Below are 12273 nucleotides of genomic sequence, written 5' to 3'. Positions count from 1 at the left end.
TGGCTGCCACCTCCGGCGTCCATGTCACCGAACGGCAAACCGGACCGATGACGGCGGGAACGCCAGGGCGGACGGTCTGTTCATCCGATCGTGACCGTTCCTTCAGGGATCCAACCTTGCCTGCTGGAACGCTCTGCCGTAGTGGCAGTCACCAACAGATACTGCCTGACAAAGGAGCCTGCCTTGAAGCACCAGTTGAACATCATCATCGGCAGCACGCGGCCCGGCCGCGCTGGCCCGGTTTTCGCCGAATGGCTGGAGACGTTCGTACGCGAACACGGAAAATTCGAGCCAGTGCTGACCGACATAGCCGCGTTCAACCTGCCGGTCCTGGATGAACCGCATCATCCAAGGCTCGGCAATTATCAGAACGACCACACCAAGGCCTGGTCGAAGGCGATGGATGCCGCTGACGCCTTCGTGTTCGTGGCGCCGGAATACAATTACTTCGCCGCACCCGCGATCATCAACGCGATCGACTATCTCGCCCGCGAATGGAAATACAAGCCCGCTGCGATCTTCAGCTATGGCGGTGTCTCCGGCGGCCTGCGTGCGGCGCAGGCGCTGAAGCCGCTGCTGACCTCGGTCGGGATCATGCCTATCCCGGAAGGTGTCGCGCTGCCGCTGTACCAGAAATTGCTCGACGAGAACGGCGCCTTCGATGCCAGCGAGCAAGTGCGGGGCGGGACCAAGACCATGCTGGACGAACTGTTGCGCTGGAGCGAGGCGTTGAAACCGATGCGCGCCGCCTGAGAGAGCCGCCTCAGCGCGGCTTGCTTGCGCCATAAAGAGGTGGAATGGTCGGCAAACGACTGAGCCGGGGGTGGTTCGACTTGCGTTTGCTGTTTGCCATGCTGCTGATGCTTGCGACCACCGCTATCGCGGCGGCCGAGCGGCGCGTGGCATTGGCCATGGCCAATGATGACTACCGGCTGGTCCGGCCGCTTGCCAACCCAGCCCATGGCGAAGAAGCGACGGAAGCGGCACTGAAGAAACTTGGTTCCGCTCGAGCTCGACCGTACGGGCCGGCTGGCGCCCAGGAACAAATCCACGGTCAAATATTTGCGCGGCCTCCTGGCTAAATTCAACGCCCGAAAAAAATAGCCGGCTGCCGGCTCGGCATTCGCGCCGGAAATGCCTGCAAACCTTGGAAAAACCGCCTTTAGCGCCTATATCTACCCCATATCAGAAGCGCGATTCGGGGCCGATTTTTCGCGCTGTAAAAGCGGCATCTAGACAACAGGTTTTCATGAGCGACCAGACCGAGAACACAAACGGCGCTGAAGCCGAATACGGCGCCGATTCCATCAAGGTTTTGAAGGGGTTGGACGCCGTCCGCAAGCGGCCGGGCATGTATATCGGCGATACAGATGACGGCTCGGGCCTGCATCACATGGTCTACGAAGTGGTCGACAACGCCATCGACGAGGCGCTGGCCGGCCATGCCGACCTGGTTTCGGTGACGCTCAATCCCGACGGTTCGGTGACGGTTATCGACAATGGCCGTGGCATTCCAACCGACATTCACCCCAGCGAAGGCATTTCGGCGGCCGAAGTGATCATGACGCAGCTGCATGCCGGCGGAAAGTTCGACCAGAACTCCTACAAGGTGTCTGGCGGTCTGCATGGCGTCGGCGTCTCGGTGGTCAACGCGCTGTCGGCCTGGCTGAAGCTCAAGATCCGCCGCAACGGCCAGGTCTTCGAGATGAGCTTTACCCACGGCAATGCCGATGCGCCGCTGAAGGCGATCGGCAGCTACGAGCAGGACAAGCGCCCAGGCACCAATGAGGGCCGCAGCGGCACCGAGGTCACCTTCTTTCCGTCGTCCGAGACCTTTACCATGGTCGAATTCGATTTCGGCACGCTGGAGCACCGGCTGCGCGAACTCGCCTTCCTGAACTCCGGCGTGCGCATCGTTCTGACAGACGCACGTCATGCCGACGTCGTGAAGCACGAACTGCACTATGATGGCGGCCTGGAAGAGTTCGTCAAATATCTCGACCGGGTCAAGAAACCGCTGATCGGGAAGCCTATCTCCATCAGGGCCGAGCGTGACGGCATCACCGTGGAAGTGGCGATGTGGTGGAACGACAGTTACCACGAGAATGTGCTGGCCTTCACCAATAACATCCCGCAGCGCGATGGCGGCACCCATCTGGCCGGTTTTCGCGGCGCACTGACCCGCCAGATCACCGGCTATGGCGAATCTTCGGGGCTGACCAAGAAGGAAAAGGTCTCGCTGATCGGCGACGATTGCCGCGAGGGCCTGACGGCGGTGCTGTCGGTCAAGGTTCCCGATCCGAAATTCTCGTCGCAGACCAAGGACAAGCTGGTCTCGTCGGAGGTTCGTCCCGTGGTCGAGGGACTGGTCAACGAAGCGCTCGGCACGTGGCTCGAAGAGCATCCGACCGAGGGCAAGGTGGTCGTCGACAAGGTGATCCAGGCCGCGGCGGCGCGTGAAGCGGCGCGCAAGGCTCGCGACATCACCCGCAAGACCTCGCTGGGCGTCACCTCGCTGCCCGGCAAGCTGGCCGATTGCCAGGAACGCGATCCGGCGAAGTCCGAAATCTTCATCGTCGAGGGTGACTCGGCCGGCGGCTCCGCGAAGGGCGGCCGTTCGCGCCAAAACCAGGCAATCCTTCCCCTGCGCGGCAAGATCCTCAATGTCGAGCGGGCCCGCTTCGACCGCATGCTCTCGTCCGACATGATCGGCACGCTGATCACCGCGCTCGGCACCTCGATCGGCAAGGACGAATTCAACGCCGACAAGCTGCGCTACCACAAGATCATCCTGATGACCGACGCGGACGTCGACGGCGCCCATATCAGGACCTTGCTGCTCACTTTCTTCTTCCGGCAGATGCCGGAGCTGATCGAGCGCGGCCACCTCTACATCGCCCAGCCGCCGCTCTACAAGGTGACGCGCGGCAAGAGCTCGCAATACATCAAGAATGAGAGCGCCTTCGAAGAATTCCTGATCGATTCGGGGTTGGAGGAAGCGTCCCTTACGCTCGGCTCAGGGCAAGTGCGGACCGGACAGGATCTGCATGGCGCCGTCGCCGATGCGCTTGCCGTGCGCCAGCTCATCAACGGCTTGCACACGCGCTATAACCGCGACGTCGTCGAGCAGGCGGCGATCGCCGGCGGGCTCAATCCCGAAATCTTCGCCGATCTTGGCCGCGCCAACGCGATGGCGGAGCGGATCGCGCAACGCCTTGACATCATTGCCGAGGACACCGAGCGCGGCTGGACCGGCCGCATGTCGACCTCGAACGAGGGCATCGGCGGCTATGTCTTCGAACGCACCGTGCGCAGCGTCAAGGAATACGCCCATCTCGACATGGCGTTGATCAATTCCGCCGACGCACGCCAGCTCGATCGCTACGCGCAGCGCCTCAGCGAAGTCTACGGGGCGCCGCCGGTGCTGCGCCGCAAGGAGGTGTCCGAAACAGTCTCGGGACCGCTGGCGCTGCTCAACGCGGTCTTTGCGACCGGCCGCAAGGGGCTGACCATGCAGCGCTACAAGGGTCTCGGCGAAATGAATGCCGAGCAGCTCTGGGAAACCACGCTTGACCCGAACGTGCGTTCGCTGCTGCAGGTCAAGGTCAACGATGCGACCGATGCCGACAGCCTGTTCTCGCGGCTGATGGGTGACGAGGTGGAGCCTCGGCGCGAGTTCATCCAGGACAACGCACTGTCGGTCGCCAACCTGGATATTTGAGGTTTCGCACAGCCTTTTTGACAGATTGGCATAGCTCGTGCCCGCGCCAATAATGAGGATGCGCCGGAACAGAAGGCCTTCGAAGACATTGTGACAGTGTCCATCACAATTTCTTGCAGGAGGCTTTTCATGGGACGCGGCATTCTACTCTGGTTGCTCGGCATTCCGATTCCGATCATCATCCTCATCATGCTGTTCGTACGGTAGGGGGCGTCGATGCAGTCCACCCTATCGGCTGTCGACGTATCCGCTTCCACGGAATCGTCCTCCACCGCCGTCAGCTGGGGACCGATCATCGCCGGCGCTTTCGCGGCCTCGACGTTGACGTTCATCCTCATGCTGCTCGGCTCAGGCCTTGGGCTCAGCATGGTTTCACCATGGTCGGGCTCTGGCGCGTCAATCACCACCTTCGCGGTTTCCACCGCCGTCTGGCTGGTGATCGTGCAGTGGCTGTCCGCCGGTGTAGGCGGCTACCTTGCGGGCCGGTTGCGGACCAAATGGGTCGGCATCCACACCGACGAAGTCTATTTCCGTGACACTGCGCACGGCTTTCTCGCCTGGGCGCTGGCCACCTTGCTGGTCGCCGGCGTGCTTGGCTCGGCACTTTCCGCCGCGATTGGTTCAGGTGTGCAGGCCGCGTCCACCGTGGCCTCGGGAGCCGCCATGGGTGCGTCGGCCGGCGCCTCGGCGAATGCCAGCGGTGCATCGACCGACAATGCGACCTCCTATCTGGTGGATTCGCTGTTCCGCCCTGCCGATCCGGCCAAGCTCGCCACCGCCAATCCTGCCGACGAAGCCGCCGCGGCCGGGCAGGCCTCGCGGATCCTGATTGCCGGCGCCGTCGCCGGCGAGGTTTCGGCGGAAGACAAGACCTATCTTGCGCAATTGGTCGCCGCGCGCACCGGCCTTTCCGAGGCTGATGCCAAGACGCGTGTCGACACGGTGCTGGCGAAGGCGCAGGACGCAAAGGTCAAGGCGAAGCAGGCGGCCGACACGGCAAGGAAAGCAAGCGCCACTTTCGCGCTTCTCGGCGCCTTGTCGCTGGTCATCGGCGCCTTCATCGCCAGTGCGGCCGCAGCGCTCGGCGGCAGGCAGCGCGATGAAGAGGAAGCGGTGTTCCTGACCAACGGCTGAAGGCAGCATCACGCCAAAATTACAGAGCCCGGCATCGACCGGGCTCTTTCTATTCGACGATCAAGACCGACCGGTCAGTGATCCATCGCCTTGACGATTTCCTCGGTCATCTTCTTGGCGTCGCCGAGCAGCATCATGGTGCCGTCCTTGTAGAACAGCGTGTTGTCGATGCCGGCATAGCCGGACCCGAGCGAGCGCTTGACGAACAGGCAGGTGCGGGCCTTGTCGACGTCGAGGATCGGCATGCCGTAGATGGGCGACGACTTGTCGTCGCGCGCGGACGGGTTGGTGACGTCGTTGGCGCCGATGACGTAGGCGACGTCGGCCTGGGCAAACTCCGAGTTGATGTCCTCGAGCTCGAATACTTCGTCGTACGGCACGTTGGCTTCGGCGAGCAGCACATTCATGTGGCCGGGCATGCGGCCGGCGACGGGGTGGATGGCATATTTGACGTCGACGCCGTTGGCCTTGAGCTTGTCGGCCATTTCACGCAGCGCATGCTGCGCCTGGGCGACCGCCATGCCGTAACCCGGCACGATGATGACCTTCTGCGCGTTCATCATGAGGTAGGCGGCATCGTCGGCCGAACCCTGCTTGACGGTGCGCTCGATGCCGTCATCGGCCGCAGCGGCGGTCTCGCCGCCGAAGCCGCCGAGGATGACCGAGATGAAGCTTCGGTTCATGCCCTTGCACATGATGTAGGACAGGATCGCGCCCGACGAGCCGACCAGCGCGCCGGTGATGATCAGCGCCAGATTGCCGAGCGTGAAGCCAAGGGCGGCGGCCGCCCAGCCGGAATAGGAATTCAGCATCGATACGACCACCGGCATGTCGGCGCCACCGATCGGGATGATCAGGAGCACGCCGAGCACCAGCGAGGCGGCAACGATCAGCCAGAACACCAGTTTCGATTCCGTGGTGACCAGCAGCACGATCAGCACGATCAGGGCCACGCCAAGGGCAGCGTTGATGACGTGACGGCCGCCGATCATGATCGGCTTGCCCGACATGCGGCCGTCGAGCTTCAGGAAGGCAATGACTGAGCCGGTGAAGGTGATGGCGCCGATGGCGACGCCAAGGCTCATCTCGACCAGCGCCTGGGCATGGATGTCGCCATCCGTGCCGATGCCGAAGCTTTCCGGCGCATAGATGGCCGCGGCCGCCACCATGACGGCGGCAAGGCCGACGAGCGAGTGGAAGGCGGCGACCAGTTGCGGCATCGAGGTCATGGCGATGCGGCGCGCGGTGACGGCGCCGACGCCACCGCCAATGGCGAGGCCAAGCACGATCAGGCCGAAGCGACCGGCGGACGGGGTTGCCAGCGCCAGCGTGGTGGCAATGGCGATGCCCATGCCGATCATGCCGTAGAGATTGCCCTGCCGGCTGGTGGTCGGATGCGAGAGGCCGCGCAACGCCATGATGAACAGGACGCCGGATACCAGATAGAGGAAGGAGGCGAGATTGACGGTCACGTCACTTGTCCTTCTTCTTGTACATGGCCAGCATGCGCTGGGTGACGAGAAAGCCGCCGAAGATGTTGACCGAGACCAGCATCAGCGCGACGAAACCGAAGCCGGCGGCGACGCCGGAGGCCGCGATGCCGACGGCGAGCAGCGCACCGACGACGATGACGGACGAGATGGCGTTGGTGACGGCCATCAGCGGCGTGTGCAGTGCCGGGGTCACCGACCAGACGACGTAATAGCCGACGAAGATCGCCAGGATGAAGATGGCGAAACGGAAGACGAAGGGATCGATGGCCCCGCCCGAGAGCGCATGCGCGGCATCACCGGCCGCGTCGGCACCGCCTGGGGCATTGGCCAGGTTCTGCACCGCGAGCCGAACGGCAGCGCTTGCCTGGTCGAGCTGATCCAGGGCTTTCTGCAAGGTCTGGTCCATCACGCGGTCCCTTTCGGCTTCGGCGAGGGTGACTTGGATGCGGCGGGCTTCCCGGGCGCGGCCTTCCTGGGCGCGGCCGTGGCATCGGCGACCATGGTCGTGGCCGGGATCGCGGCCGGCTCGACATAAGGCTGCTGGTCGGCCTTGGCGAAGGCCGGATGAACGACCTTGCCGCCGTCGGTCAGCATGGTTGCCTTGACCAGATCGTCGTCGCGATTGATGGCAAGCGTCTTGGTCGTCTTGTCGACGAGCGTCTCGACGAAGGCGAACAGGTTCCTGGCATAAAGCAGCGAGGCGGATGCCGCGATGCGACCTGGCACGTTGAGATGACCGACGATCTTCACATTGTTGACCGTGGTGACGATCTTGCCGGCCTCGGCGCCCTCGACATTGCCGCCACGCTCGACGGCGAGGTCGATGATCACCGAGCCCGGCTTCATCGAGGCGACCATCGCCGCCGACACCAGCTTCGGCGCCGGCCGGCCGGGGATCAGCGCCGTGGTGATGACGATGTCCTGCTTGGCGATGTGTTCGGCGGTCAGCGCCGCCTGCTTGGCCTGGTACTCCTTCGACATTTCCTTGGCGTAGCCGCCGGCCGTCTCGGCGGCCTTGAACTCCTCGTCCTCGACCGCGAGGAACTTCGAGCCGAGCGAGGCGACTTGTTCCTTGGCGGCGGGCCGAACGTCGGTGGCGGTGACGACGGCGCCGAGACGGCGCGCGGTGGCGATCGCCTGCAGGCCGGCAACGCCGACGCCCATGATGAAGACCTTGGCCGCCGGCACCGTGCCAGCCGCCGTCATCATCATCGGCAGCGCCCGGTCGTATTCGGCGGCTCCGTCGATCACCGCCTGGTAGCCGGCAAGATTGGCCTGGCTGGACAGGACGTCCATCGATTGCGCGCGGGTGATGCGCGGCATGAACTCCATCGAGAAGGCGGTGACGCCGGCTTTGGCCAAGGCCGCGACAGCCGCATCGTTGCCGTAGGGATCCATGATGGCGATCACCGCGGCGCCGGATTTGTAACTCTTCAGCTCGGCATCCGTTGGCCGGCGAACCTTCAGCACGACATCGGCATTGGCGACATCCGAGGCCTTGCCGATGACAGCACCCGTCTTGGCAAACTCTTCGTCGGGGATACGCGAGCCGGTGCCGGCACCGGCTTCGACGACCACATCGAAACCCAGGGCCGTCAGCCGCTTCACCGTATCGGGCGAAGCCGCGACACGCGGCTCGTTCGCGTCGAGCTCACGAGGGATGAAAACCGTCTGTCCCACCGCATGATCCTTTCGGCCGGAACCTGTCTGCGCGAAGTGTCGACCGGGATATCCGGCGACGTCAACCGCAAGAGGGTTTTGGAAGGTCTATCGCAGAATGAAGGCGCCGACTGCCAGAATAAGCACGAACAGGATCAGCGCAGAGAAGAAGCCGCCCGCGAAGAAGCCGAAAGCCATCGCCAGGAGAAGCGCGCCGCAGAAGAGCGAGCCATATTTGGCCAGCGCCAGGAAGCCCGCATAGGTGCGGTCATGCTCGGCATAGTCCATCTTCGCGCCCAGTTCTACAGGACCGCTCGGCGTGTGCTCAGCCATAGGAATACCCCTTCGAAGACATCTTTCAGGCACATACCGAAAAGCTGGGCGCAGGGCAATGGCGCTATTGCCGCATCGCAGCCGACAACTCCCTCAAGGGAAAATTGAAACTGGCGGCCGATGCCTGCGGGGATGGCTTTTGCCTCAGCCAGCAAGGTGAGGAAAAAGCCCGAGCAGCCCAACGACAATCAGATAGAGCGCGACGATGTAGTTCAGGAGCCGCGGCATGATCAGGATCAGCACGCCGGCGATCAGCGAGATGAGCGGAGTGAGCGCGAGCGAGTGGATGGTCATGACCGTATTCCTTCCCACGAACAATGCGACAGGAGCCCGGGGCAAAATGCCGGTTGGGCAGGATCGCGGCGATACTCGATGGTGATGCCGCTACCTATAACGGCGAAGCCGCGGGAAGGTTCAGATGCAAGGACGACGCCCGTTCAAGCAGCATCGCGGTAGTATTTCGCCGTCGGCACTATGGACAGCGGCGTCAGCCGGTTGATGGCCGGATTGGCGAACATCATCCGCTGTTCCACGGCTGTCGACTTAAAGAACGGGAACCGTTCGAGTGTCTGGCGCAAGTTTTCGCCGCACGGGATTTCGAACAGAGCGATCGGCGCGAGGACACCCGGGAACACCTTGCCCTCTGTCCTCTGAACGGCATGAAAGATACGAGCATAGTAAGCGGAGTGCTCGATCTTGACCGGCGTTAGCACTGCGGTAAGCCCAAAGTAAGAAGCGGCCACCATGCCAAGCCTGAGCGTCAGAAAAGGCAGAACTCCGGGCGCGGGCGCACTGTCGGCATCGGTTGCGAAACGAGTCCCGTCGATGAACGTCTCTCCGCGGGCAAGCCGCTCGGCCAATATTTCGGGATAGGCATCAACGGACGGCGAATGAGGGTGCTCTCTGGAAATGTAGTGAAGCCGTAACGTGCTGACCAGGTGTCCATCGAAATAGACGCCGAACCGATAGGAATTCGGCAGATTGTCCCAGCGATCCTCGAACATCCCACTGGCGATCGGGCCGCACATGCCCGATTGCAGGTAGGATTGATAGCGAAGGCGGTAGATCGCCTCCAGATCCTCGCCTCCAGTGATGAGACGGTAGTCGACATGCTCCAGCAATTGCATGATCGACTGGTTCAGCGCCGACCCAGCATTGGAGCTGGCGCCAGCCCGCGCATCGTTTCTCGCAGCATCCATTCTCAAGTCCTCGTATCCGCCGTGAACAGGCTATTCGAGTTGAAATGAGACACAAGCCGAAAATTGGATCCCACTGGTTTACCACTTGTTAACCTTAACAGCTGGAGATCTATGGCTGCGGAGTGGTTGCTGAAGGGACAGCCTGGACGTTCTAGTTCAAGCCTTCATTCTCATGAAGGGCGCGCTGCAGACTCGGGCGCGAAAAGCACTGGAGCGTTCCGCTTCGACAGATGCGTCGATCCGGTCAAATCTTTCGCTTCTTCAAATTCGGCCAAAACTACTGCACGCTTTGCTTGGGTTTTTTCGCGATCAACCGAATATTGTGGTTCGTACCTGCCGCACGATCCAAGCAACGCGTATTATCAATTCGGCGAGGACGAAAGCTAGCCGACTGTGCGCTTTGCGGCGAGACGCAGATCCGCGGCAAACGGCCAGGTGACGTTCGACATCGTCTCGATGCCCGACGCGCTGAGCGCCGCGCCGAACAGGAAGCCCTGGACAAGATCCGGCTTCACCGAATGCATGAGGACCTTAAGCTGCTCGAATGTTTCCACGCCTTCGATGGTGACGGTGAGCCCCAGGACACGGGTCAGGTCGACGACACCCTTCAACAGCTCGAGCGAGCGTGGATTGTGGGTAACATCCATAACGAACGACCGGTCGATCTTGATCTTGTCGAGCGGAAGCTTGTGCAGATAGCTCAGGCTTGAATAGCCGGTGCCGAAATCGTCGAGGGCGATGCGGACGCCAAGCTGCTTCAGTTCCTCGATATACTGGCGGGTCAGGGATTTGTCGTCGAGCAGCGCGGTTTCCGTGACTTCGATCTCCAGGCGGCTAGCATCGAGGCCGGAGTTAGCCAACGCATCGCGCACCTTTTGGATGACGTCGCGGCTGCGGAAATCCCTCGCCGAGAGATTGACCGAGACGCTGGTCTGGTCAGGCCATTTGGCGCATTCGGTGCAAGCTGCATGCAGCACAAAGGTGCTGATCTCGGAAATGATGCCCATCTCCTCGGCCAGCGGAATGAAGATGCCGGGCGAAATCGGTCCGAGATCGGGATGGTCCCAACGGCAGAGCGCCTCGCAGCTGGCGATGCGCATGGTGTTCATCGCCACGATGGGCTGGTAGACGACCCGCAGTTCCCTGCCTTCCACGGCGCTGCGCAGATCCGCCTTCATCAGCTGGCGATTGCGGAATGCGGCATCCATCGCCGCCTCGAACAGCCGCCACCCGTTCTTGCCAAGTTCCTTGGCCTTGTAGAGCGCCAGGTCCGCCTTGACGATCATGGCGTCGACATCGGTTCCGCCGACCTTGGACAGCACCGCGCCGGCGCTGGCCTGGATCCGCAACCCGTGGCCCGCCACGTCGACCTCTCCCTGCAGCTCGGCGAAAATCTGGTCGAGCAGGCTCTCCAGGTGGCTTTCGTCATCGATGCGGTCGAAGAACAGCATGAACTCGTCGCCACCGAAGCGACTGACGGTAAGGCCTTGCCCGGCGATGGCCGCCAGCCGGTCCGCCACGGCGTAGATCAGCCCGTCGCCGACGGGATGGCCGAGCGTGTCATTGACGCTCTTGAAATCGTCGAGGTCGATCACGGCGAGGCCGCACAGGCGATCCCGGTCGCCGGAGGCCATCAGCTCGCCGACCAGTTCGTGGAAATAGGCGCGGTTGGGAAGGCCGGTGAGATTGTCGTAGCGCGCCATGAAGCGGATCTTTTCCTCCGCTTCGACGCGCGCCGTGACATCCTCGAAGGTGATCACGCCGAGTTCCTGGCTGCCTTCACGCGCGGAGAATTCGTAATGCTGGCCGTTGGCGAGCGAAACAAGCACCTTGCGGTCCCTGCCCTCGCGCAGCGCGCGCGTCAGCTGCGCCTCGACGTAGCGGCAGTCCTTCGGCGCCAGCATGCCGCCGGCGACGCCGCGCATCAGAAGCCCGTGGATGGAGCGCCCGAGCAGCGCGTCGGCCGATTTCAGCGACATCAGGTGGGCGGCCTCGGCATTGGCGACCGCGACGCGCCCATCAGGGCCGAGCATGACCAGGCCGTGCGACATGGTGTTGAGCGCGCGGTCGAACTTGCGCGTTATGCTTTTCGCCTGCTTGTGGCCGATGACCGCCGAAAACAGCACATTGCGAACATGGTCGGCGCTGTTGATGGTAATGAACGTCATCGGGAAGATCATCAGACCAAGGACGACGGACGGGGCATCCAGACGCAGCAGGAGCGCAAGCGCCGCCGGACCAATGAAGGTTACAGAAAAAATCCGCACCATGCGCGGAGACCCGTAATTACGGGCGACAACCGTGACCAGGGTCGCCAGGGTCAGCGACATTGCCGCCAGTTCGGCGAATGGGTCGGGATACACATAGATCGACACGAAGCACAGCGCACCCAATCCGAGGCCCTGCAAGCAGCCCTTGAGGATGTAACTGCGCTCCAATCGGTGTGCGTGTTCGACGTCGGCAATCACGCCCCCCGTCTTCAGGAAGCTGCGAATACCGAAATAACGCAGAAGGCTGATCGGCAGTAGAATAAAAGAAAAGGCCAGAAACAACGGATTTTGCGTGCGCAGATAAATCATGAATCCGAGGATCCAGTAGCACGCGCCACCGATCACCAACATGTGCGCGTTGTCGAACAACGACCGCACAAATTGGATATAGACATCCGCGGGGATGCTTTCGGTCTTTGTTTTGCCCATATGATCGGCCCAACGCTAAGCCTTGTCATGCCACA

Annotated in this window: 11 protein-coding genes; 4 read left to right on the top strand and 7 right to left on the bottom strand. The window is 62.3% G+C overall.

All coding sequences use genetic code 11. The features are described 5' to 3' along the window. Positions 1-183 precede the first annotated feature (183 nt). From LB571_RS06695 to LB571_RS06680, 4 genes are all read left to right on the top strand, one after another. Positions 184-753, top strand: coding sequence for an NADPH-dependent FMN reductase (locus tag LB571_RS06695; protein WP_140875731.1), 570 nt, complete (start codon positions 184-186; stop codon positions 751-753). Positions 754-797: 44 nt separating this feature from the next. Next, positions 798-1082, top strand: coding sequence for a hypothetical protein (locus tag LB571_RS06690; RefSeq protein ID WP_224593182.1), 285 nt, complete (start codon positions 798-800; stop codon positions 1080-1082). A 167-nt stretch (positions 1083-1249) separates the two neighbouring features. Further along, complete coding sequence (gene gyrB, locus LB571_RS06685; protein WP_224593179.1) at positions 1250-3721, top strand: DNA topoisomerase (ATP-hydrolyzing) subunit B; 2472 nt, start codon at positions 1250-1252, stop codon at positions 3719-3721. Between the two features lie 216 nt (positions 3722-3937). Continuing rightward, the gene (locus LB571_RS06680; protein ID WP_015314275.1) at positions 3938-4855 is read left to right on the top strand and encodes a membrane protein; all 918 of its coding nucleotides are present in this window, start codon (positions 3938-3940) and stop codon (positions 4853-4855) included. A 74-nt stretch (positions 4856-4929) separates the two neighbouring features. Here the strand turns inward: LB571_RS06680 and LB571_RS06675 are convergent, their stop codons facing one another. The 7 genes from LB571_RS06675 to LB571_RS06645 all read right to left on the bottom strand — a co-directional run bounded on the left by LB571_RS06675 (position 4930) and on the right by LB571_RS06645 (position 12238). After that, positions 4930-6327, bottom strand: a complete 1398-nt coding sequence (locus tag LB571_RS06675) for an NAD(P)(+) transhydrogenase (Re/Si-specific) subunit beta (protein ID WP_015314276.1) — start codon at positions 6325-6327, stop codon at positions 4930-4932. Position 6328: 1 nt separating this feature from the next. Beyond that, the gene (locus LB571_RS06670; protein WP_140660057.1) at positions 6329-6754 is read right to left on the bottom strand and encodes an NAD(P) transhydrogenase subunit alpha; all 426 of its coding nucleotides are present in this window, start codon (positions 6752-6754) and stop codon (positions 6329-6331) included. Next, positions 6754-8028 carry a Re/Si-specific NAD(P)(+) transhydrogenase subunit alpha gene (locus tag LB571_RS06665; RefSeq protein WP_224593176.1) on the bottom strand — a complete coding sequence of 425 codons (1275 nt, stop codon included), beginning with the start codon at positions 8026-8028 and terminating at the stop codon, positions 6754-6756. Before LB571_RS06665 ends, LB571_RS06670 begins: the two co-directional genes overlap by 1 nt. 87 nt (positions 8029-8115) lie before the next feature. Then, a complete protein-coding gene (locus LB571_RS06660; RefSeq protein WP_015314279.1) occupies positions 8116-8340 on the bottom strand; it encodes an aa3-type cytochrome c oxidase subunit IV in 225 nt (74 codons plus the stop codon). Positions 8341-8484: 144 nt separating this feature from the next. Beyond that, on the bottom strand, positions 8485-8634 hold the full coding sequence (locus LB571_RS06655) for a DUF3096 domain-containing protein (RefSeq protein WP_015314280.1): 150 nt from the start codon (positions 8632-8634) through the stop codon (positions 8485-8487). A gap of 143 nt (positions 8635-8777) precedes the next feature. Next, entirely contained in the window at positions 8778-9539 is a 762-nt protein-coding gene (locus tag LB571_RS06650; protein WP_140660059.1) for an N-acyl amino acid synthase FeeM domain-containing protein, read from the bottom strand. Positions 9540-9922: 383 nt separating this feature from the next. Continuing rightward, entirely contained in the window at positions 9923-12238 is a 2316-nt protein-coding gene (locus tag LB571_RS06645; protein ID WP_015314282.1) for a putative bifunctional diguanylate cyclase/phosphodiesterase, read from the bottom strand. Between the last annotated feature and the right edge of the window lie 35 nt (positions 12239-12273).

This window comes from Mesorhizobium sp. BR1-1-4, from assembly GCF_020165375.1.
Lineage (GTDB): Bacteria > Pseudomonadota > Alphaproteobacteria > Rhizobiales > Rhizobiaceae > Mesorhizobium > Mesorhizobium australicum.
The sequence above is the reverse complement of the archived record's forward strand: the minus strand, read 5'-3'. Positions and strand labels throughout refer to the sequence as shown.

Excerpts from the sequence above, each read along its gene's own strand:
- LB571_RS06660 (WP_015314279.1), bottom strand. The coding sequence starts at position 8,340 with ATGGCTGAGCACACGCCGAGCGGTCCTGTAGAACTGGGCGCGAAGATG.
- gyrB (WP_224593179.1), top strand. The coding sequence starts at position 1,250 with ATGAGCGACCAGACCGAGAACACAAACGGCGCTGAAGCCGAATACGGC.
- LB571_RS06655 (WP_015314280.1), bottom strand. The coding sequence starts at position 8,634 with ATGACCATCCACTCGCTCGCGCTCACTCCGCTCATCTCGCTGATCGCC.
- LB571_RS06680 (WP_015314275.1), top strand. The coding sequence starts at position 3,938 with ATGCAGTCCACCCTATCGGCTGTCGACGTATCCGCTTCCACGGAATCG.
- LB571_RS06645 (WP_015314282.1), bottom strand. The coding sequence starts at position 12,238 with ATGGGCAAAACAAAGACCGAAAGCATCCCCGCGGATGTCTATATCCAA.
- LB571_RS06670 (WP_140660057.1), bottom strand. The coding sequence starts at position 6,754 with ATGGACCAGACCTTGCAGAAAGCCCTGGATCAGCTCGACCAGGCAAGC.
- LB571_RS06650 (WP_140660059.1), bottom strand. The coding sequence starts at position 9,539 with ATGGATGCTGCGAGAAACGATGCGCGGGCTGGCGCCAGCTCCAATGCT.
- LB571_RS06690 (WP_224593182.1), top strand. The coding sequence starts at position 798 with ATGGTCGGCAAACGACTGAGCCGGGGGTGGTTCGACTTGCGTTTGCTG.